The organism is Pirellulales bacterium, from assembly GCA_035546535.1.
Lineage (GTDB): Bacteria > Planctomycetota > Planctomycetia > Pirellulales > JACPPG01 > JACPPG01.
This window is the reverse complement of sequence record DASZWQ010000176.1, coordinates 1-22,365: the sequence shown is the minus strand read 5'-3', so window position 1 is coordinate 22,365 and position 22,365 is coordinate 1. Positions and strand designations below refer to the sequence as shown.

General features: G+C 56.3%; 13 protein-coding genes. 9 read left to right on the top strand and 4 right to left on the bottom strand.

Annotated features, from left to right (window positions below; translation table 11 throughout):
- Positions 1–145: 145 nt before the first annotated feature.
- Positions 146–919, top strand: coding sequence for a biotin--[acetyl-CoA-carboxylase] ligase (locus VHD36_20240; GenBank protein ID HVU89670.1), 774 nt, complete (start codon positions 146–148; stop codon positions 917–919).
- Positions 920–1,144: 225 nt separating this feature from the next.
- Here VHD36_20240 and VHD36_20235 read toward each other — a convergent pair whose 3' ends face one another.
- Positions 1,145–1,405, bottom strand: a complete 261-nt coding sequence (locus tag VHD36_20235) for a hypothetical protein (protein HVU89669.1) — start codon at positions 1,403–1,405, stop codon at positions 1,145–1,147.
- A gap of 331 nt (positions 1,406–1,736) precedes the next feature.
- Between VHD36_20235 and lysA the strand changes: the two genes are divergently transcribed.
- Positions 1,737–3,038, top strand: a complete 1,302-nt coding sequence (gene lysA, locus VHD36_20230; protein HVU89668.1) for a diaminopimelate decarboxylase — start codon at positions 1,737–1,739, stop codon at positions 3,036–3,038.
- A 212-nt stretch (positions 3,039–3,250) separates the two neighbouring features.
- Here lysA and VHD36_20225 read toward each other — a convergent pair whose 3' ends face one another.
- The 3 genes from VHD36_20225 to VHD36_20215 form a co-directional block, all read right to left on the bottom strand.
- Complete coding sequence (locus tag VHD36_20225; protein ID HVU89667.1) at positions 3,251–4,558, bottom strand: Gfo/Idh/MocA family oxidoreductase; 1,308 nt, start codon at positions 4,556–4,558, stop codon at positions 3,251–3,253.
- A gap of 250 nt (positions 4,559–4,808) precedes the next feature.
- Entirely contained in the window at positions 4,809–7,112 is a 2,304-nt protein-coding gene (locus VHD36_20220) for a DUF4159 domain-containing protein (protein HVU89666.1), read from the bottom strand.
- 548 nt (positions 7,113–7,660) lie between these two features.
- The gene (locus VHD36_20215; protein HVU89665.1) at positions 7,661–8,905 is read right to left on the bottom strand and encodes a PEP-CTERM sorting domain-containing protein; all 1,245 of its coding nucleotides are present in this window, start codon (positions 8,903–8,905) and stop codon (positions 7,661–7,663) included.
- A 1,401-nt stretch (positions 8,906–10,306) separates the two neighbouring features.
- Between VHD36_20215 and VHD36_20210 the strand changes: the two genes are divergently transcribed.
- From VHD36_20210 to VHD36_20180, 7 genes are all read left to right on the top strand, one after another.
- Complete coding sequence (locus VHD36_20210; GenBank protein ID HVU89664.1) at positions 10,307–11,305, top strand: NAD(P)-dependent oxidoreductase; 999 nt, start codon at positions 10,307–10,309, stop codon at positions 11,303–11,305.
- Between the two features lie 39 nt (positions 11,306–11,344).
- Entirely contained in the window at positions 11,345–12,472 is a 1,128-nt protein-coding gene (locus tag VHD36_20205; GenBank protein HVU89663.1) for a DegT/DnrJ/EryC1/StrS family aminotransferase, read from the top strand.
- 21 nt (positions 12,473–12,493) lie between these two features.
- Positions 12,494–15,292: a cellulase family glycosylhydrolase gene (locus VHD36_20200; GenBank protein ID HVU89662.1), complete on the top strand. Its 2,799-nt coding sequence runs from the start codon at positions 12,494–12,496 to the stop codon at positions 15,290–15,292.
- Positions 15,293–16,077: 785 nt separating this feature from the next.
- Entirely contained in the window at positions 16,078–17,016 is a 939-nt protein-coding gene (locus VHD36_20195; GenBank protein HVU89661.1) for a hypothetical protein, read from the top strand.
- Between the two features lie 925 nt (positions 17,017–17,941).
- Positions 17,942–18,634 carry a class I SAM-dependent methyltransferase gene (locus VHD36_20190; protein HVU89660.1) on the top strand — a complete coding sequence of 231 codons (693 nt, stop codon included), beginning with the start codon at positions 17,942–17,944 and terminating at the stop codon, positions 18,632–18,634.
- 646 nt (positions 18,635–19,280) lie between these two features.
- Positions 19,281–20,981 (top strand): glycoside hydrolase, encoded by a 1,701-nt coding sequence (locus VHD36_20185; protein HVU89659.1) that lies wholly within the window; start codon positions 19,281–19,283, stop codon positions 20,979–20,981.
- Positions 20,982–21,555: 574 nt separating this feature from the next.
- A complete protein-coding gene (locus VHD36_20180) occupies positions 21,556–22,260 on the top strand; it encodes a hypothetical protein (protein HVU89658.1) in 705 nt (234 codons plus the stop codon).
- The last annotated feature ends 105 nt before the right edge of the window (positions 22,261–22,365 follow it).

The window sequence follows — 22,365 nt, the reverse complement described above, 5'->3', positions numbered from 1 at the left end:
TTGCCCCGCGCTTCTTGATTCGTAGCCCGCCGGGCAAGCCCGGCGGCTAAATAGGAAATTGATGCCGGCCCCCACGCGCTGACCACTGACTACCGACTCTTTACTCACTGCCATCTGCCCTCGGCCGACTGCCCACTAATTCCCCATGCCCTCGTCCACCATCGATGTCGAACGTTTGCTGCGCGAGGGGTCGCTCTCGCACGTCGAGCATTACGTCGAGCTCACATCGACGAACGATCGGGCCCGCGATATTGCACTCGATTTGCCGGCGGATGAGACGGCGCTTGTGATCGCCGACGAGCAGACGGCCGGCCGCGGGCGCGGCGCCAACCGCTGGTGGACGGGCCCCGGCAGCCTGGCGTGCAGCGTGGTGTTCGATCCCGCGGCGCAAGGGATCAAGCGGCAGAACTATCCACTCATGTCGCTCGCCGTGGCCTTGGCGATCGTCGATGCGGTACGGCCGACCATTCCTGGCGGGTCTCTGGGACTGCACTGGCCGAATGACGTCTTTGCCTCGGGACGCAAGCTGGCCGGCATCCTGGTCGAGGGACTGCCCAACGGCAAGCACGTGCTGGGGATCGGCCTGAACGTGAACAATCGCGCGGCGGCGGCCCCGGCCGAACTGCGCGAACGGGCAACGTCCTTGGCCGATCTGGCCGGGCGCGAATTGTCGCGCACCGACGTGCTCCTGGAACTGCTCGGCCGACTGTGGCCTCATCTAGGACAATTGGCAGCCAATGCGGCGGAAGTCGGGCGCAAAGCGAACCGCGCCTGCCTGCAGCATGACAAGCAGATCACGATCGAATCAGGCACGCGGCGCGCTCAGGGCACCTGTGTGAAAATCGCCGACGATGGAGCACTCGTCCTGCGCACCGATCGCGGCGAGGAGAAGTTCTACTCCGGCGTGCTGGTGCATTAGATAGTAGGCAGTCGGCGGAGGGCAGCAGGCAGTGAGCACAGAGGAAGTAGTCGGTAGTCAGAAAGCCGACCGGCCACCGAGTTCACAGAGGGCACCGAGGAATGCCAATGTAAGAGTGCAGAATGATGAGTAAGAGAAAGAAGTGGTATTCCCTCGCTCTCTACTCATTTTCTGATTCTCTGTGTCCTCGGCGTGCTCTGTGGCAAAATCTTCCGAGCCAGTGGCTCAGTTCTTGGCCAGGATCTCTTCCAGCACCTTGGCGACTAGCGAAGGATTGTCGGCTTTGCGGACGTGGTCGATGCGGGCTTTAGGGACTTTAAGTTTTTCGAGCGTGCCGACCACCTTCGTCCACTGCTTTTCGCGCGCTTTTCCCTCAGCCAGGTAAAGCTCCGTGATCTGCTCCCCCAGACGCTGCGTCAGGATTGCATCCTGGTTCTCGTAGAAGCGCTTGATGATGTTCTGCTGATACTTGGTGCGTTCGACCATCGGAAATGCCTATGCTCGCTTCGCCGGGGAAGATTGACCGCCTGTGCGGCCTGCCGTGATAAGTCTATCGCCCGGGCCGCTTTCGGTGCAAATCGGCGGTTGGTCGCCCGGAACTTGATAGGGTTCGTCAGCCGCCGAGCACGTTTCGCCAACCGTTCTGACCGGTTTATCAGTCGAGACTCGACCACCAGGCGAACCCGTAGCGAAACCGCCCCCTCTTGCCGGTGGACATGTTGCACGCCCATGGAAGAGCGTGTGAGTCCGCCGCCTCGTCGTGTAGAAACGGCCTGATATACTGGAATTTCTCGCCCCCTATCCTCCAGGTTTTTCGATGACATCCTCGACCCGATCCCTGACCGCTCCGGCCGATGCCTTTCCAGTTTTGCGCCACGAAATCGCGGGCCTGAGCGTCGACGAGCTCGCCCGGCAGTTCGGCACGCCGTTTTACGCTTACGACGCCGCCAAGATTCAAGAGCGGATCGAAGATCTGCGCAGCTTCGACACGATTCGCTACGCGCAAAAGGCGAACTCGAACCTGGCGATTCTCGACCTGGTGCGCCGCGCCGGCGTGCTGGTCGACGCCGTGAGCGCGGGCGAGGTCAACCGCGCCCTGGCCGCCGGTTATTCGGCCGCGGGCGACCCACCGCCGATCGTCTACACGGCCGATATCTTCGATCGCGAATCGCTCGACCTGGTTGTGGCGCTCGGGCTGCACGTCAATTGCGGCTCGCCCGACATGATCGATCAACTGGGCGCGGTCGCGCCGGGGCGTTCGATCACGCTGCGTGTGAACCCGGGCTTCGGCCACGGACATAGCCGCAAGACGAACACCGGCGGCGATCAGTCGAAGCACGGCATCTGGCACGAACAACTCGATGACTGCCTGCGCCGCGCCGATCATCATGGGCTGGGCGTAACGGGGCTGCACTTGCACATCGGGTCGGGCACGGACCTCGCGCACTTGTCGCAGGTCTGCGACGCCATGGAAAAATTGGCCCTGGCGGCCGGGCGCTCGATCACGTCGATCAGCGCCGGCGGCGGGTTGCCCGTGCCGTACAAGTCCGGCGAGTCATACGTCGACCTGGATATTTATTTCGGGCTGTGGGACAAGACGCGCAAGCGGCTGGAAAGCGCCTTCGGCCATCCGGTGCATCTGGAGATCGAGCCGGGCCGCTACCTGGTGGCCGAAAGCGGCTACCTGGTGAGCGAGATTCGCGCGATCAAGCAGATGGGCGGCAACACGTTCTACCTGCTCGACGCCGGATTCAACAATCTGGCGCGACCGATTCTGTATGGGTCGTATCATCCGATGTCGATCGTGCCGCGCGGCGGTAATCGAGCAGAACGTCCACTGACAGACGTGGTGGTGGGCGGACCGTTGTGCGAGTCAGGCGATATCTTCACACAGAACGAAGGGGGCTTCGTCGCCACCCGCAGCTTGCCGGCTGCCGAGGTAGGCGACCTGGTCGTGATCGAGAACGCCGGAGCATACGGTTCGGTGATGGCCTCGAATTACAACTCGAAGCCGCTGGCCGCCGAGGTGCTGATTCGCTCGGGGCGGGCGCACCTCGTGCGCAGCCGGCAATCGTTCGAGGATATCGTCCGCGGCGAATCGATTCCGGCGAGCGAGTAAGAGGCGCGGCGCGTAGCAAAACCGCCGCGCAAGCCCGGCGGCAAAATAGGGAGCCGAGGACGCGCCTCCCTCACTGACTACTGACTACTGACTACTGACTACTGACTACTGACTACTGACTACTGACTACTGACTACTGACTACTGACTACCGGATACTGACTACCGGCTACTGCCTTTCTGCCGGCTGCCCGCTGCCCTCTGCCAACTTCTTCACAGCGTCCAACCGGGACGGTATTCGCGCTGCAGGTAGTTGTCGGCCTCGGGGCAGTTGGTGGCCTTCAGCAGTTCGCCATCCCAGTCGAGTTTCTTGCCGCCGGCGCGGTACGAGACGTTGCCCAAGAGCACTGCTTCGGCCAGCGCGCCCGAATAGTCGAAGTTGCAAGTCGTGTTGTCGCGCGTTTTGCAGGCGCGGATCCATTCCTGATGATGCCCGATCGAGGGCGGAATCGTTTCCGGCGGCGTCTCGGCGGTGAGACCCGGTTCAAGGAACAGCTTCCGCGTGCCGTAATCGGCCAGCAGTCGGCCGCGTTCCCCTTCGAACAAGACCGCGCTCCCCTTGCCATAGGCCTCGGCCCCCTCGGGCTTCCACGTGCCGTGATACCAGGTGAGGTGTACCGGCGGCATATCGCCGCGCGCCGGGAATTCGTAATCGACCTGCATGTTGTCCGGCACGTCGTTGTCGGCGTGGTACGTGATCTCGCCCTTGGCTTGCACGCTCTTGGGATAGCGCAAGTTGAGGGCCCAGAACGGCAGGTCCATGAAGTGACAGCCGAAGTCGGCCAGGATGCCGCCGCCGAAATCCCACCAGTAGCGCCAATTGAAGTGGAAGTGCGATTCGTCGAAGGGGCGCATCGGCGCGGCCCCAACCCACAAATCGTAGTCGACGTAGTCCGGGGGCGTACCTTGCTTGACCCGTTTGCCGTGCCCGAGGCGCGAATCCTTCTCTTTCCAGACGTGTACGCGTCCGACCTTTCCCAGCGCACCCGCCTGCACCAGCTCGACGACGCGGCGATAGTTGTCGCCGGTGTTATGAATCTGCGTGCCCATTTGCGTGACCGCTTTTTGCTTGGCGGCCCAGTTGCGGACCTGTCGCACTTCATAGACCGAATGAGCCAGCGGCTTCTCGCAATACACATCCAGCCCACGTTTCAGCGCCCACACCGCGGGAATGGCGTGCGAATGGTCGGGCGTGGCAACCACGACAGCGTCGAGATCTTTTTGATCGAGCATCTGCCGATAGTCGGCGTACTTCTTGGCGTTCGGGTGCTTGTCGGCCGCCTCGGCCAGGCGGTGCTGGTCGATATCGCACAGGGCCACGATGTTCTCGGTCGCCACGTTTCCCAGGTTGTAAGCGCCTTGGGCGGCGACGCCGATCACGCCGATATTCAACTTGTCGTTAGGCGAACGCGGCGCCGCGGCAGGCGCTATGCGCGGCAGCAAGCCGACCGTGGCGACGCCGGTGCCGGCCAACGCCGCCTGGTGCAAGAATTCACGACGACTGAGCGGAGATCGGGTCATGACAGGGTCTCTGAGGGAGGAGGATGCAAGGAGGGAACACTTTTCGGCGTGGCAATCAGCTTGCCACGCAACTTTGCCATGCCCGCGGAGCACCGGCCGCGCACATGACGCTATGCTAGCCGCCCGCTGCGTGGGTCGCAATTACGATGGCCCGTCCTCTGTGGCGGGGCTTTGCGAGCCCGGGATTTCAAAGGCACCGATTGCGGACCCACCGAGCCCGGCAATAGAAATGCCGATGGTCGCCGCGGTCCTACTGCTCGATCGCGTACAGAAGCGCGTTCAGCCCGATGCGCGCGGCCGAATCGCTCGAGTAGCCGAAGCAGCCGGCCGTTTCGTGCTTTTCCAGGGCGCAGCTCAAATCGTAGCGCGAAAAGATCACGGCGTAGCGATCGTCGAGTTGCAGCACCTCGAGCTCCGGCGCGACTTCGCGGACGGCCGTTTTCGGGCGACCATCGGCGTCCGGCGGCGCCGCCTCGCGGCGCGTCACGGTCTTCAAATCGAATCCACCGTACTTGGTGGTGAACAGCGGATCGTCGGCCGAGATTGTTTTCAACGGGTGATCGGGAAACATCGTGGCGATTTCCTGCCGGAATGCCCCAGCGAAGGCCTCGCTCGTGCAGATCGCGTCGGCGAACAACACGCCGCCCCGCTGCAAGAATGTCTTCAACTTCTCGCGTTCCTGCTCGCTGAGCGAAAACTTCTCGCGGCCGTGCATGAACACGACCGGGAATTCGAACAGCCGGTCGTCGGCCAGGCCCAGCTCGCGATCGTCGGTATTGGCGCGCAAACCGAGTTCGCCCGACAGATAGCGCAGCAGGTTCGGAAGCGCCAAAGGCGCGACATTCGCGCCGCCGGAATGTCGTACCGTGGCGACGTACAGCTTGGCGCGATCGAATGCTTCGCGCGGACCGGCGCCCGCCAGTTGCGGCAGGTCGAGCTTGTATTTCGGGTCGCGGTTCGTGGCATAGGCCAGCACGTTCACACCGATCTTCTTAGCCGCGTCGATGCGGGCCTCCATGTCGCCGCCGTATTTTCGTTCGCGATGCTCGCGCGCCAGTTCCCAGTAGCAGGACAGGTTTTCGGGACAGTAAACGACGCACGTCCGGCACCCCAGATCGATGCCCCACAGCGGCCTCTGGTAGCGGGCGTCGACCGGCTCTTCGGCGCTCCAGATGGGATGCTCGGGGGGCAGTAAGCGCAACTTGTACTCGGGCTCAGGGAACACACGCTCGACGAGGGCCCGAAAGCCGCGATCGAATTCCTTGCCGCCACAGACAGCGTCCCCCAGGATGAAACCGCCACGGTTGATGTAGTCGCGCAGCATCCGCACTTCTTCATCGCTCATCTGCGGAGCGTCCTCGCCGCACAGGTACAGCACCGGCGCTTCGAGCAGGTCTTCGGTCGTGGCGGCGTCGACGTCGATGATTTGCCAGGTCAGGTCGCGTTTCCAGCGCTTTTCGGCGTACTCCACCACGTGGGCCAGGTCTTTGCGGTGATGATTCCAATCTTCGTTCGGCTGATGTTTGAGCTTGGCGGCAACAACCGGCCGGCGCCCCTTGGCGAGAAATAACAGGGCAAAACTAGTGCCGATATTCGGATTGATCTGCCCCAGTCCCTTTTCGATCCACGCGCCGGTGACCTGGTTCTGCTGCTCGACCAGCACCTCGGAACCTTCGCGGTACCAGTCGTGCAGGCCGACGAAGCGTTGATTCGTCAAACGGCCAGCGCGCTCCAAACCGTAAAGGTAATAAAGAGGCCACATGTTGTTGTTGGGATTGCTGCGAACCGAAAAATGCTTCGCGAGCCAATCGAGCGCCTGATCGATGGAACCTTGCTGACGATGCGGCCGGCAGCAGCGCACGTTAGCGCCTTCGACCGTGGCGTCCCCCTCTTCGAGCACATCGAGAGCCAGCGCCACGGCACCGATGCCGGCGCACGTCATGCTGCCCGTTCCCTGCTGGCCGGGCTGATAGCCCCAGGAGCCATCGGAGTTTTGCGACTGCGTCCAATAGCTGAGCGCCGTGCGCAAAATGTGCGGGCTGATCGAGACCCCCGCGCGTTGCGCTTCGTACAGCGCCAGGATGGCGAATTGCGAGTTGGAATTGTCGCCATTGCCGAGTGGGTAGCTCCACATACCGCGATGCGCCGCGTCGCGCTTTTGCTGCTCTTCGATCCAGCGCACATTGCGGCGCAGCAACTGGATATCTTTCTCTGGTTCGGCGATGGCAAACACCATCGTTTGCAGTGCCGTCGGATAGTTCGAAACCGCGGGAATCTGTCGCAAGATATTCAGCGCCGCCTGAATCTGCGGGTCGTCTTTGGGCACCCCCGCGTTCAACAGCGCCAGCGTACACAGCGAGGTGACACCGCCCGCCATGATCGGCGCGATTTCCTGCCACGAGCCATCAGGAAACTGCTGGCGGCGCAAATAGGTGACGCCGCGATCGATTGCCTCGCGCACCTGTTCCGCCGTGACGTCGGCCCGCGCCGGGGGAGCGACGCTCGCCGCGCAATACAGCGCGAGAAAAAGCCACGCCAGAGGGCGACCCGCCATCAGCACAGCTCCGCGAAAAGAATTGCCGGTCTACGCTGTTCCGGCATCCATCTTAATGCCCGGCATGACTGCCTTTCAACCAATTCGGCGGTGAATCCAGGAGAACTGCAAAGTCTGTAGCCGGGGGTCTGTGACCCCGGAAGCGGCACGTGAACTCCCTGCCTCGCAGAGGCCGGCTACAGAAGATTCGCGCGGAGAATCTCAACTTTGCAGTTCTCCTGGCGGTGAATCGGCTACCTGCATGCAGCGACTGAAAGGCGTCCCTGGGTTCGCTCAGACGGAACGCGCTTTGCAACGCCTAAGAACATTCTTCATATGCAAAAACCATCGGTCGCGAGCCCGCCGACGCGCGTCCGAACGGCCGTACCGTGAAATGAACGGTGGGTGCGCCACACGGCAGTGCCAGAACGGCCGGATCGAAGCGTCTTCCTCGACGACTTTGATCCGGCCGTTCTTTTTTGCTTTTCGCAACTGCGCAGGATCGCGCTTGATCTGATCGGCGTCGGCGGTCGCAAATTGCTCGACGGCCGTATCAAACTTGTCGCGAACTACTTTCGGCGCCTGCGACGAACCAGGCCGGCCAGGAACACCGCTCCCATGGCCAAGAGCGCCAGGGTTGACGGCTCCGGCACCGTGGCAAGCGCGAATCCCGAGAAGCTGCTGGTCTGGATCGTGATCGTGTGGTTCGTGGCGTCGACAATGCCGCCAAGGTTTTCCCACTGCTGCGTGTTGCTGTTGAAGTGCTCAATGAACAGGCTGGACGGATCCGCCCCACCGAGCTGCGTGGGGTCGTAATTAAAGGTCAGCGTTGCCGGCCCGCTGAACGCGCCGCTAAAGCTCACTTCCCAGATTTGCGGCGTGGCGCCACCGATGAGATGAAAGTTGGTTTCCGTGGCCAACGAATTGTACGCCTGCACGCTCAGGCCGGTGGTCGGAATCTGCTGGGCATAGACGTTGCCGGACGTCGTCACGTTGGCGAACGATGCATCGAGGCCACCGGTCTGAGCAGCGCCGCCAATCAACGAGGCCGGCGGCGTGTTGCTTCCAGCCGATACCGGGGCCGTGTTGCCCGCGCCGAACTGCGCAGTCGCCACCAGGTGCCCGGCGTAGTCGATCACTCCGCTCCCCGCGCTGCCGAATGAATAATCCTCAGGCACATGGAACGAGAAGGAGAATGTCCAGTTGCCAGGCGAAGCTTGCGAAAAGCTCGCGGTGCCGACGGCGGAAACATTTCCCGAATCACCGGTGAACTGAACGGTTCCTCCGCCCAGGCCCGGATAAATGATGTCCGCGACTCCGCCGAGCACTTGATAGCCAAGCTGGTTCACGTCGAAGGAATTATCGCCAGAGTTGATCGGCAGCGTGGGGCTTTGCCAATCCCAAGAAAGTCCACGATAGGCATATTGCACCTGATCGTCGGTGCTGCGTCCGCCCAGGTCGGCCGGAGCCGGCGTGGTTAACGACGATGAATTATTGGCCGGATCGGGCCCGGGCAGGTACGAGCCGGTAGTGGCCAGGTTCATGAAGCCATTGCCCCCATCGAATTGAATCGACGTCGGATTCGTCGGATCGAACTCGACCAGGAAGTGCCCACTGAGCGGGCTGCTGAGGCTGCCGCCAGGCTGCGCGACGGTGGTACCAAAAGCATTGTCGACGGCAATTGCCGAAAGAGAACTTTGCGATGGATCGATCGTGAAGATGATTTTTTGAACGTCGGCCAAGGTCGAAGAGCTCATCCCTATCCAAGCAGCATTCAGCACGAGCATCTGGCACAGCAGCGTCTTCTGGATCATAGTTCTTACCCCCTGGAGATATGTGAAAACGAGAGGGGCCGTGTTCACTCGCGAACAACCCACCGAACAAGCGCACGGATGGCGGCCCATGGGCGAGAAAGACGGCAAGCCCTTGCAAAATATGGACGATGGCGAATCGGTCGAGAGACGGCGGCGTGATTCGCTGGGCTGGCTTTACCAGAGTGCAAGGGCAGATGAATGCCGTGCAAGGTAATCGCCGGTCATCCAATTTGCAATCGAAAGTCTTTAAACACGAGCGTGCCCTAAGAAGTCGGCGAGAAGACGCGGACCGCGGCCGATGCTTTTGGCCGGCGGCTCGAGGCGCTTCGAGATCACCAACCGCCGATGACAACGAGGGGAACGGGCAGATTCGAAGGCCGGCGAAGGCCGGCGACGCAAACCGATAGAGCTAAATGCCTTTCGGCAAATAGCGGCGCAGGGACTCGAACCCCGGACACGCGGATTATGATTCCGGGAGACGTGATCGACAAGTGCTTGGCGGCCAACGGATTGGGAACTGATGTTGACGGCGTTTGCACATGGGTTTGCACAAGCCTAATAGAGAACGGCGACTTGGCACGAGTCGTGGTAGCCTGGCCAAGTTTCCCCGACGCAATTAAAGCTAGGATAATGGGGCATCTTCCTTAACAATGTGACATCTAATGCGACGTCGGGATCAACTTACCTTTCGGCGCGTCGGTGCCCATGTTAGTAGGCTAAAGCGCTGGCGCTTCGTCTTTGCCTGCAAGACTTCAGAACGCTTTATGCCGCGACTTTGGGGCATTGATCGCACCGGGTGCGGCATCTCGACAAAATGCTTGACATTCTTCAGCCTTTTGGTAGCTTGCGACGCCAAGGTCGCATCCTTCTAGGTCGCCGTCCATATTTTAGATCCGAAAACTATAACAAGGACCTGAGCCGACCTGTCGGTGCGCCGTTATTGTTGTAGGTCTCCATTGGCTATCGGGGATACGATTTTTCGTATATTAGCACAAAGTTAGGGCTAGTCGGTTCAGTTCTTCTTCGCATGGTTAGCGGGTGACACTCCTTGATCTTCGCGAAAGCGTCGAATCTCGAAAAGCGATCGTCTCTTTTCTGCAACGCTCACCGCGTCGTCTGATTTTCGCTTACACTAGCTGCTTCTTGACGACCGCGAAGCGCTGCCGTCTTCAGGCGACTGGTGCAGCTGCCGGCGATTTAGCTTTTAACGACCTCACGACACTTAACATGCGATAGGCGAATGCGAGACTCATGCCTTACGGCGACGTCGTCAACGACGACGAGAATCGCCATTTGGCTTTTACCAGACAGGATACGGCGATTCTTCTATAGTCATCGCATCGATATTACTTAAGTCGAGGTATAGTCAACGAGACGGCGCGTTGCACAGGAGAGCTCCCGATGATTGATCTGCGAAACGGAACTGTGATGGTGGCTGGCGGTGCCGGCTTTGTCGGATCGGCGGTTGTTCGAGAACTCCTATCGCGAGGTTGCCAAGTTGTCTCCTACGACAACTATTTGCATGGAGTTCCGTCGAACGTAGCTGGTCTTCCCGATTCTTTGGTCGCGATTTGCGGTGATTTACTGGACGAATGGAAGTTATCTCGCACCATTTCGGAACACAATGTATCGACCGTAATTAACTGTGTTGGCGACACATTTGTACCGACTGCTTACAGTATGCCAAAACGTTTCTTTGATATTAATTTAGCGGGCCACTACAACGTCTTACAGGCAGCACGCAACCACGCGATACGACGAGTCTTATACGTCTCAAGTACTGAGGTGTACGGCCCGCTCATCTCCCCGCGTGCTAGCGAGTCTCATCCTCTTGCGCCGGTCAACACGTACGCTGTCTCGAAGCTAGCGGCAGACCGCCTGTCCTACACGTTCGCGATAGAGCACTCTGTGTCTGTTGTAATCGCAAGAATCTTTAATTGCTACGGCCCTAGAGAATCCGAGCCCTATGTTATCCCGGAGATCATTTCTCAGCTTAATAAGGGCACCGTTTTGAAGCTAGGAAACACGAAGGCCCAGCGCGATTTTACATATGTCCACGATACCGCTAAAGCTCTCATTGCGCTTTTGGAGGCCGATGTGCCGTCGGGCACTGCGGTGAATGTAGGATCAGATAACGCACATAGCGTTGAGGAGTTGGTGAAGATGCTCGCGCGCCTAATGGAATTGGACAATGTGCAAATCGAGGTCGATCCTGCACGCTTACGCCTTTGTGACATCGACTATTTTAGGTGTGACAATACAAAACTCAAACACTTAACTGGCTGGGCACCCACCGTTACGATCGAGGAGGGCTTGCGATTAACACTCGATTGGTTTCGTGCGAATGGAAGCCGTTGGAGCTGGGAAGCCTTTTCCGATGGTTGCAATATGTATCGATGACGTAAACGCAAGCGCTTTGTGGTTGCACGGAGTGTGACGGTGGAAGGATACAACAACTCAATGCGAATCCCAGTGAGTCGGCCCTATTTCTGGGGCGACGAGCGCAACTTGTTGCTCGAAGCGTTTGATGGGGGCTGGATCTCTTCGCAGGGGGCATTTGTTTCGCAATTTGAATCTGGCTTCGCTTCAGAAGTCGGTGTTACTCATGCAATAGCGACATGCAATGGCACGTGCGCGTTGCAACTTCTCTTTGCCGCTCTAGGCATACAAGCTGGGGACGAAGTGATCGTCCCGGATTTCGTCATGATGGCACCTATATTCGCTCTCCTTCATTGTGGCGCCACGCCAATTCCCGTGGACGCCGACGAAACCTGGAATATGGACCCCGGCCAGATAGAGAGTCGAATCACCAATCGCACCGTCGGAATTCTTGCTGTGCACACCTACGGTCATCCCTCGAATATGGGAGCGATTGCTGGTATCGCATCACGGCATAATCTACTCCTGGTCGAGGACGCCGCAGAAGCGCACGGAGCAAAGGTGGATGGGCGACAAGTCGGGACCTTTGGAATTGCCTCTGTATTTAGCTTTTACGCGAACAAAATTATTACTTGTGGAGAAGGCGGCATCGTTGTCACCAATGACGACGCGCTTGCCTCGCGCTTGCGTTCGCTTCGCAACATGTGTTTTGGCGACTCGGACGAAACGCGCTTCGTCCATGCTAGCGTTGGCTTTAACTTTCGCATGTCCAATATGCATGCCGCGATCGGCGTGGCACAACTCCGCCACCTTGATGCTGCGATTGCCGATCGTCGGCGAATCGCTCAATCATATCGCTCTGGTCTCGACGGTATTTCCGGAATCGTATGTCCGCCTCAAGCCTCATGGGCCGATGCTGTAAACTGGGTCTACGGAGTTCTAGTAAATGATGACTGTGCTGTATCGCGACAAGAAATGCAGCAATACTTGCAAAGGAATGGAATCGAGACGCGACGGTTCTTTACGCCGCTGCACGACCAGCCATTCATGACCAAAGACACCCATCGACACAGCTACACAGTATCTTCAAGATTGTGCAGTCAAGGGCTTTACCTGCCCACTTACGTCGGTCTTGTAAATGATGATATCGCACGCATTACTCACACAGTGAGAAGCATTAGCACTTAGCCCGTCGTCTTCGTGCCCTATATGGACTGGATGTTTATGCGAGACGGCCACGCGCGTTGTATACGCCTCGACGGTCAAGAAGGCTGGGAGCATCATGCTGGCGGCTGGAAGGACGTCATCGAAGCAGTCCGCGATAACCTTCACTGCGCCGACGGAATCAAGTTCCTTGGTTCCGTTGAAGACGAAATGTTTGCCGGACATGTAATTGCGGAGCCGTGGGTGGGGTTTCTTCATCAGGTGCCCCGCCACAACCTCAAGTGGTTTCCGGACTTGGAACGCCTTCTTCGACTCGACACCTGGATCGCAAGCGCCAAGAATTGTCTTGGGCTTTTCGTCCTTTCTACCGTGTTGAAGGATTATCTTCTCGCCGAATGTCCAGAGATCCCCGTCGCTCGAGTACCTTACCCGTTTACGCCGACAACGTCGCGCTTCGACTTTCGCACGTACAATCAGCAGAGCGAGCGACGCTTATTGTTCGTTGGCGAATATTTGCGAAATTACCAGGCGTTCTTCGATCTCGAGGCACCCGGTTATAGGAAGTACCTATTATTGCCCAGCAATGCACGTTTAGATCACGTTCGTGACACAGGATCAGTTCTCCGACTTCCGAGAGTGAGCGACGAGGAATACGATGCTTTAGTGGCAAGGTCAGTTCTCTTCTTAAATCTATACGACGCCCCGGCAAATACTACCGTCTTGGAGTGCATAGCGAGGGGTACGCCGTTACTAATAAATAGACTTCCGGGAGTTGTAGAGTATTTGGGAAACGACTACCCGTTATTTTACGAATCGCTGGACGAGGCTTCCGCATTGTTATCGGATTCTGCACGCCTTGAGGCCGCGGTGGCGCATCTTGCGGAGATCCGCGAGGGCGGCACACTATCGAGAGAGACGTTTGTAGACGCAGTGGTCGAATCGGCAATATACCGTTCGTTGCCAGTACCCAGCACTCAACAGCGCTTTCGCACGTACGACGTGTCCCTTCTTATCTGTTCTTACAAGCGGCTAGATAACATCGCTGTAATATTAGAGGCTCTTTGCCAACAAACGTATGACGGCACGTTCGAGGTGATCATCTGGAACAACAACAAGGACACACAAGATGCGTTGGAGCACATATGTGCTCGCTTCCGTGACGTCCTAGATATTACATTAATACAGTCGTCGTTCAATTATTATTGTGTCGTGCGCCTCGCGGCGGCCAGTCTCGTAAGAAGCCCCGATATTCTAATCTGCGACGACGATGTGATCCCCTCAACGCACTACGTAGCGCGCTTCATGAGCAAGCGTCGCGAATATGGGCCCGAGGCTGTCCTATGTATTCGTGGACACGTGTTCCTTCCGCACGACATGGATGAAGAGAATCCAGGTCGTATATGGACCGATTATGAACATATTCGTTTTTTTGATGAGGGGGTTGACGACAGGCAGGTGCATTTCTTTCATGCGGACAACTGCCTTATAAGCACTAAGGTAATGCAAGCAGCCGCGAGTGTGCCGATTCCCCGTTTGGACTTTTGGCTGATTGACGACTACTGGATGTCCTATGTGTTCGGTGCGATCCTGCACATTCCGGTATGGAAGATCAGAGCCGATGACGTGGCGCGCTTCACCCCAAGCGCCGAGGACGCGTCGGTGGCCTTGTTCCTTAATCCACACGTGCAGGCCGAGCGAGTAAACATGTACGTGCATCACATGAGGGCGGGCTGGCCGTACAGTCTACGACGTGCCTCAGCAAAGAAAGTGGATGTGCCTGCTACCACAGTGGAGTGGGATGTTGATGCGAGGTTTGCGGGCGTGAATATGTTTTCCGAAGCGACGCGGCAGGACTTTCGAGATGTGCGCCAGGCGGGAGTTAAAGTGATACGAATTGGGGCAGTAAACGATGCAACAGATCTGCGGTATTTGGTCGACGCAACTGGGGATAACATTTGCATATCCGACGAAACGGTCAGTCGGCTGGCAACGTCCATTGAAATGGCTGCGGAACACGGCCTCAAGGTTGTGTTGACTCTCACTCATGTTCCAGGAAGGCTGTTCAGCGTTGCGGACGAGTACGACCTTCGGATGTGGGCGTCCGTAGAGCACCGGATGCGCATCGTTAAGCTATGGGATACATTGGCACATTACTTCGCTTCGCACCGCAATGTCGTCGCGTTCGATCTTCTTAACGAGCCATTCACGCCTCTTGATACAACCAGGTCCTCTAAAGAGCTGGGGCCGGATCCGTGCATAGATATGCTAAATGCAATATACGCCGATTGCCTAACCGCAATTCGGCGCCATTCGACAACTCTGAAGGTAATATTTGAAAGCACGCACTGGGCAAATCCGCAAAGGGTATCGCAGCTTAAGCTGGTAGACGATAGCAATGTTATGTATTCGTGCCACATGTATCAGCCAGTGGCGTTAACTAATCGTGCGCATAATAAACAGCGATACTGTTATCCCGGCCCGGTGAGGCAATCGCCGGACTCAACGGAAGGCGGCATACTGGTGTGGGATAAGGCGACACTTAGGAATTACCTTAGTCCTATCGAAGTGTGGCGCAAAGAGATGGGCTTGAGCTCGTCTCAAATATTCATTGGCGAATTTGGGATTTGTCGCGAAACCGTCGGTGCCCAGCAATACCTAACGGATTTGATGGATATTTTTGACGAGTTCCGATGGTCGTGGTGTCTTTACGCGTTCCGCGACGAAGCGTGGGATGCCATGGATTATGAGTTAGGGCCGTCGCTCGATCAGATGTTTAGGGTTGAGGGCGGACACATGTTTGACGTGATATCACGACGACTGGCGAAGAGCACAGAACGCCGGTAACACACATTTGGACACTGAATATCAATGATGCCCGCCTTCGTGTTGCTCAGTTCCGCTCGAAGTGGCTCATCCTTGCTGGTCAATTACCTAAATTGCCATTCGGATATTTGGTGTCGGGGGGAAATCCTGAATGGCGATGGCCGAAAGGATGCGGCACCTGAAACGATGGGTCGAGATGCGCTATGCGAGTATGTGCGGTCTGCCTATTCAGATAGTCGTGGGCGCCTTGTGGGCTCGAAGGTTCATACTCACCACTTTGATGAACTTCCTATTGATTTAGGAGCGTTCTTGGACTTCAGCTCGGCAGCTCGGACGATCGTCTTGTATCGACGTAACGCTCTCGAGGCATATGTATCGCTTAAGGTGGCTCAGCGCAATAATCTCTGGTACTCGACACGACTCCAAAATCAGGACGCGGTAGCAGTGGACTGGAGCCACTTTCTGCGGTATCGCGAACGTGAACGGGATCGGTGGAGGCGCTGTCTAAACCTTTTAGCCGCTCGCGAATGTGAGTCCCGGCTTGTCTCGTATGAAGACTTGGTGATGGCCCCGCAAAGCGTGCTCCACAAGCTATTTTGCTTTCTTGACGTTGCGCCATGCGACGTTGCCACCGAGTCGGTCCGCCAAAACCCCCGGCCGCTTTCAGAAAAAATTTCCAACTGGGCCTCGCTACCACTTGCAGGGGAAGGCGACAACTGTACGCAATTGTGCCTATTGCCTCCCGCGTCGGCACACTTGCGATCTATTAATGTCACATGAGGCCCAATGCGATAAGGTTCCAGAACATGGACACGACGGAGGCGGTTGATGCGGTACGATCCCTTGCTCGCCGAGTGCTGGACAGGGAGTTTATTTTAGAAGCCTACGGTGAAGCGGAATTCTATTTGCGGCTCATCATACTGTGTGGTCGCTTGCAAAATTACTATTTGCGAGAATCCGGTGAAGTGCTTGTGCCCGTACGAGAAGAGGTAGCGGACCTGATATCGCAATACAAGGAGTTGGGGCTCGCTGATCGCGAAGCTGGCGAATACCTTACTGTCGCTGCGGAGAATTTGAAGTACTCCTCAGAGAGCTGCGCGAGTCAGGAGCGTCCTTGGGCAGTGCTTTCGCATCATACTGAATATGCGAGCATTCCAAATATGCTCCATCCAGATACGATGGCATACCTTGAATGGCTGGCGAGCACCCATGGCACCACTGGTGAGTGTGTCGAATTAGGATGCTGGCTTGGGAGCGGATCGCGTTGCCTTGTGCGGGGCTTGCAGCGCAATCTGCGGCGCGAATCGAAACTGCTCCATGTGTATGATCGTTTCACGTGGGAAGACTATATGACACGGCTCTTGCGAGCCGATGTCCGCTCAGAGCTACAGGTAACGACGGGCGACTCGTTTCGTAGCGTTTTCGAGCGTATGTGTGGCGACTGGTTGGACTACGTGGAAATCCATGAATGCGATGTTACTCTGACGATGACTAATGGACTCGAGTGGAGCGGTCAGTCCATTGGGATCATTGTATTTGACATGAGCCAAGACTTCCACCTTACGCAAGTGTTGTGGGAACGCTTTGTGCCGTATTTTGTCCCCGATCACACTGTAGTAGTATTTCAGCAATATGGAAATGCGCGCGCGGGTGGACTACGGACGTTCTGTGCTGAGCACTCACAGGTGCTTCTACCACTTCATAAGCCGGAAGGGTCTGCAAAAGGCTTCTTGTTTCACCTGTAAGGTTCCTTTAAGAGACTCGATAGCCTGTAGAGTATAGACGTCGGAAGAGCCATATCATGGGAAGAGGCTTTAGCAAAGACCGCATGCTCGGCACCATACGGTGCTGTCTTCCCGTGCAACTCACCGCGGCACTATTGGGAATCGTACTTGGTACCGTTCGCCGCAGGAATTTCCTCGTCCTTAGTTCGGCCAGGTCAGGATCGAATCTTATGGTCGACTACTTGAAGCAGCATTGGCGCGTCACATGCCATCGCGAAATTATAAATGCGAACTTCGAAGTGTACGGCAACGTCACACACAAATGCCGCGTGCGGAAGCGGTTACACATCTTGTCGTTTTTCGTAAAGCTTCCCCTGTGTGGCCGACTACCACGACAATTCGTCGGTGCGAAGGTCTTGATCGATCAGTTTGCCATAAATGCTATTAGCGCGTCAGACGTTGCGCGCGACCTAGGCGTGCCGAAAGTGATAGCACTTTATAGGACTGATATGCTGGAGGCCTTCGTGTCCCGTAAAATAGCAATGCGGACTGAACGGTGGTATTCGAGGGAAGCGCCGAATGCAGATGCGGTGGAAGTAGATTGGAACGAGTTCATGGAGTTCTGTAACAACGAGCGGCGCCTGTGGAGCGACTGTTTAGGCGCGCTTCGTGAGAAGTGCGAGGTGCTATACGTAGAATACGAGGCATTGATACAAGATCCGACTGGGCAGATGACAAGAGTACTCGCGTTCATTGGAGTTCAACTAAATCGGAGGCCCATCGCTAAATCCGTGCGCCAGAATCCGTGGCCGCTGGACCGTAAAATAACTAACTTTGCTGTGTTAAGTTGTCGTAGTGATTTTCTTGACGCCTTTAGATATCTTCGGCTTCCGATGTAACGTGCTATTGGCGGGCGACGTCGCACAAGCCATGGCGAGCATGCACTATGCATACCTCTCGATCCAGCCAATATGGACAGCCTTTTCTGGATTTTGACGAAACAATTACGGCCGCGAACGCGGCGAAGCAAGAGGTCGGCGACTACCTTGAGACTTTATGGGGATGTGTGGGCCAGGCGACGACTGTGGTCGAAGAAATGTTGTCGCATTGCGAGCTAACTAAGGGTATTAGCGTTTTAGAGATCGGTCCCGGGAGCGGTCGCTTCTTAAAACATACGTTAGATCGACTAGAATCGTGTACATACGAGATTTATGAGACGGCACCCGCATGGGAGCGATGGCTCTACAGCACATTCAAGAGTGTCATTGCTCGTGCAGCAGACGGTATCAGCCTTTCACAGACTGAAAGTGGGAGCTGTCACCTAGTTCATGCACACGGTGTGTTCGTGTACGTACCGTTGCTCGTATCGTTCTCTTATTTTAGGGAAATGATGCGAGTGTGTCGTCCGGGCGGCTATGTGGTGTTCGATATGTTTCCTGAAGACACCTTTGACTCAGAAGAAATAAATAAATGGCTCCAGACCCCCGAGCGTTTTCCAGTAGTGCTGCCGCGAGGCACGGTGGAGGCGTGGTTTTCTTCCGGCGCGTTTTATCTTGTTCATCAGTTCAACAGAAGGGTGGGACCAGGGCAGGCGCAGTATTTGATCTTCAAAAAAAAGGCTTCTTATGATACCGGGTAGCGGGAATACTCGACGGCGGTGTGCGGTGCTTGCGGTCGCAACCGTGTGGATCTGGGCAGGTCCAGGGCGACCGGATTGCGCTGCATCTGGGTATGTGCATCTGTGCGACGGAAACGTCAGTGCTGCTGTTAACACAGAAACACTCGAAATGATCGCGGTCCTCCCCAGCGGGGAGCGCGTGGTGGTCGCAGAGCCGCTTTCTTCTCAGGAAGTAATTGTGCGGCGGAATCAGACAAGGTCCACATTATCGCTTGAGCTAGTGGGCGCGCATGCCGAAGTGTTCGTGTGCGTGAGCGGAGACAGTATCGTAACAACAATTAAGAGCGCCGTACCGCTTTCGATAGAATGGCCCCGTATTATTTGTCGCGGTGCAGCGGACTCTCTTATACTCCCGTACTACGAAGGCCTGAATATCCCGTGCACCGATGAACGGTGGCAGTCATTTCTGTCGGGATATCCGATGGACACAGCGGGTGATCTGACAATGCCGTTTTGGGCCGTACGACGTCCAGGCAATACATGCACGTATGTAATCCCAACGCAGTTCAATAATCGACTAGTATTTGGAAGCGAAAGCGGCCATCTTACGGTAGGGCTTACGCATAGTTTTCCTCGACGCGGAAATAACGACGATTACCAAGTAATTGTGAAATTCTGCGACGACTCGCCGGTCGCACCAGCCCTTCTATTTAGAGATCTGCTTGTTCGACGTGGCGAGTTCGTCACGTTTGATGAAAAGTGCGCTATCGTGCCACGAGCGACGCGACTGATTGGAGCCGCCCATGCATATTTATGGGGGGATGGCGTAATCAGTCGGCATAATGTCACGGATTGGCGGAAGCTGGCGAACGTGCTTTTGTCTGCTGAAGTGACGAAGGAGCCAACTCCTGCCTATAGATTATGGTTGTTGCTTGAAAGTGACGGGCGACGTGCAATTCGTAATATAGCCAAGAGCGACGCGCCTTCGATCTATGACAAGCGGGAGGCAGCGCAAGCGATTGGAGTGGTATTGGAATGCTCTGGCTTCTATGACTCAAGGTATTGGCGGACGATTCAGGGCTCCCGTTCTTGCGCAGCGATACTTCGCAAGGGATGCACAAGTCCAACGGAAGTGGCAAAGGCAAACGCGCATTTATTGGCCATCGCTTTGCCGGGGATGTTTTCGGAGGTAGATAAGTGGGGAGACGGCGTATCGATTGAAATGCTCGATCGTCTGCACACGGATGGTTTTGACAAGATGTGTTTATGTTTTGGTGACTTGTCAAGTGGAACATACCATCAAGACGTGTTAGCAAAAGCAGATCGCGACGGACTTCTTGTGGGGCCGTACGATTCGTATCACACGATCCATGCTCCGAATACGACACGCCGCCATAGCGATGAAGTCGACGTAACGTGGGAGACTGCTAGTTTTGATTGGCGGCTTTTTCGGCAAGGTCCGGTACTAAGTCGGGATTGCAAACCCGTTCCGGGTTTTCAAGGAACTGGCTTTGCACTAAGTCCTATAGCAGCATTTCCCTACGTGAAAAGCAGAGTATCACGGATGATGCGAAGAGGCGAGTACTCAGCGTGGTTTGTTGATTGCGACGCGGCTGGCGAATTGTTGGATGATTTTTCGTCGCAACACACGGCGTCGCAAAGGGGCGATGCCAATTGGCGACTACGACGATTGAAGTGGATTAGTAATACGTGGGGAATACCCGTCGGATCCGAAGGAGGCGCAGCTTTTGCAGTTCCTGCGATCGACTTTGCGCATGGAATCGCAACGCCGGTTATCGGATTTGGTGATCCCGATTTGACCGATCCAAAGTCCCAGTACTGGCTGGGAGGCAATTGGCCATCAGACGGTCCGCGTCTATTTATGTCTTCCGTTCCCTTGAAGCCCGAGTACCAGGCCATTTACTTTGAACCGCGCTTTAGACTGCCATTATATCAGACGGTATTTCACGACTCATTAATATCGACGCATCACTGGACTACTGGGTCTTTGAAGTTTCTGGATCAGGCCGCGACAGTGGAGCTAATTGACATGCTCTATTGTGTTCCTCCGCTGTACCACCTGAACTTAGATGAGTATGCAGCGCGCCGGGACAGAATATGTCGGCATTACCAAGTCTTTACTAGAGTACACAGATTGTTAGCCGGAAAACGCATGACGGCGTTTGACATACTTACCGAAGACCGTCTGGTACAGCGTACGTCATTCGGTAATCGATCAGTAATCGTAGCGAATTTCGGAGAGAGCCCGTATAGCTATTCGGAGAAGGTGCTACCGCCTCGCTCTGTGATGATAGATATCGCCAATGAGCGAGGTTCGTATGACGCCCTCTGGGTTGGCGAGAAGTAAGTGATTACCGGCAGTGCAAAAGCAGTTCAGCGACGCAGAGAGATGTGTTGTGCAGCGTTACGCATGAAGCGCTCGGAAGTGGACTTTTGGACTGGCGAGCGGGCAGGGCGCAAGCTGAACCGACTCGTCGAACATTGTGGCCGAACTCAGGTATCACCAAATCCAATATCAGTCGTTGCACGATGAAGGGGAGTGACTAGAAATGTGCCGTCGCAAGGGCTTCACTCTCAGCCAAGGCGATCGATGCGTGGAGCGGCAATAGCGAGCGTCGTGTCGCGGTTTAATGCGAGATCAATGCGGATCAGAAGCCGAGCTGCGAAGTACTCCGCTTTGATAAACGGCAATAGGGCAAAGTGGGCGATCGAATCGACGTGTTGGTTGTCCCGAGCGGCCGCGCGCCCTTATCTGAAGGCGGCGGGAATCGAACCCGCGGCTCGGCGTTGCATCGCGTTTCTTGCTAACCACTTACGCACACAGAAGTTTGCACAAGATTGCGAAAGACGATTTCGCGCTGGCTGCCTAAACTTGGCAGCGTGATGGCCAAGGCTCATGGTTTTCGTCGGGGAGCGTCTGTATGGCTCACATATTCAAGGTCAAGACAACGAAGCCGATTCCAAGTGACGCGGAAATTGTCTTGAAGAACGGCCGTAGCTTCGTCCGCCTTAAGCGATCCGGACGGACCATTGTCTTACCGGTCGCCGACTGTGGTACGCGATTCACTCAAGAGTCGCGCAAGTGGTATGTCCAATATCGGAATGCGAGGGGATGCTGGCAACGAGTCGCCGGATACGCCGACAAGGAGGCGACAGCACAGCTGGCCGCTGAACTCGAACGTAAGGCCGAGCGCCTTCAGTCCGGGCTCGGTGATCCGCATGAGGACGGTAAATCGAAACCATTGATCGAGCACCTCACTTCATTTCAACGCTATCTCGAAAGTAAGGGTAATTCGTCCAAACATGTTGACCACACGTGTCGCCGAGTCGAACGGGTTCTCGCTGGGTGTCGCCTGAAGTGCTGGGCAGACATTTCAAGCTCTCAGCTGCTCGGTTGGCTGGCCGAGGAGCGTCGCACGAAGCGTATTGGCGTCAAGACCAGCAACCACTACTTGAATGCAATGAAGGAGTTCTGTCAGTGGATGGTTAGGGACGGCTATGTTCCATCGAGTCCTTTGGTCCACCTTCACTCGCTTAACGCTGAGACTGATATTCGACGACAGCGTCGCGCTTTGTCCGCCAGCGAATTCTCTAAGACCGTGTTTTCAAATTGCATGAATCGATGAAAAACGTTACGACTCCGCCGTCTTGGTTCTCAAGTCAAGGAAGACGGAGCCGTAACGATGTGCGCGAATTATCCCAGCGACCTGACGGACGAACAATGGCAATTG

Excerpts from the sequence above, each read along its gene's own strand:
- lysA (HVU89668.1), top strand. The coding sequence starts at position 1,737 with ATGACATCCTCGACCCGATCCCTGACCGCTCCGGCCGATGCCTTTCCA.
- VHD36_20195 (HVU89661.1), top strand. The coding sequence starts at position 16,078 with ATGGACACGACGGAGGCGGTTGATGCGGTACGATCCCTTGCTCGCCGA.
- VHD36_20215 (HVU89665.1), bottom strand. The coding sequence starts at position 8,905 with ATGATCCAGAAGACGCTGCTGTGCCAGATGCTCGTGCTGAATGCTGCT.
- VHD36_20180 (HVU89658.1), top strand. The coding sequence starts at position 21,556 with ATGGCTCACATATTCAAGGTCAAGACAACGAAGCCGATTCCAAGTGAC.
- VHD36_20190 (HVU89660.1), top strand. The coding sequence starts at position 17,942 with ATGCATACCTCTCGATCCAGCCAATATGGACAGCCTTTTCTGGATTTT.
- VHD36_20235 (HVU89669.1), bottom strand. The coding sequence starts at position 1,405 with ATGGTCGAACGCACCAAGTATCAGCAGAACATCATCAAGCGCTTCTAC.
- VHD36_20225 (HVU89667.1), bottom strand. The coding sequence starts at position 4,558 with ATGACCCGATCTCCGCTCAGTCGTCGTGAATTCTTGCACCAGGCGGCG.
- VHD36_20240 (HVU89670.1), top strand. The coding sequence starts at position 146 with ATGCCCTCGTCCACCATCGATGTCGAACGTTTGCTGCGCGAGGGGTCG.
- VHD36_20220 (HVU89666.1), bottom strand. The coding sequence starts at position 7,112 with ATGGCGGGTCGCCCTCTGGCGTGGCTTTTTCTCGCGCTGTATTGCGCG.
- VHD36_20210 (HVU89664.1), top strand. The coding sequence starts at position 10,307 with ATGATTGATCTGCGAAACGGAACTGTGATGGTGGCTGGCGGTGCCGGC.
- VHD36_20200 (HVU89662.1), top strand. The coding sequence starts at position 12,494 with ATGGACTGGATGTTTATGCGAGACGGCCACGCGCGTTGTATACGCCTC.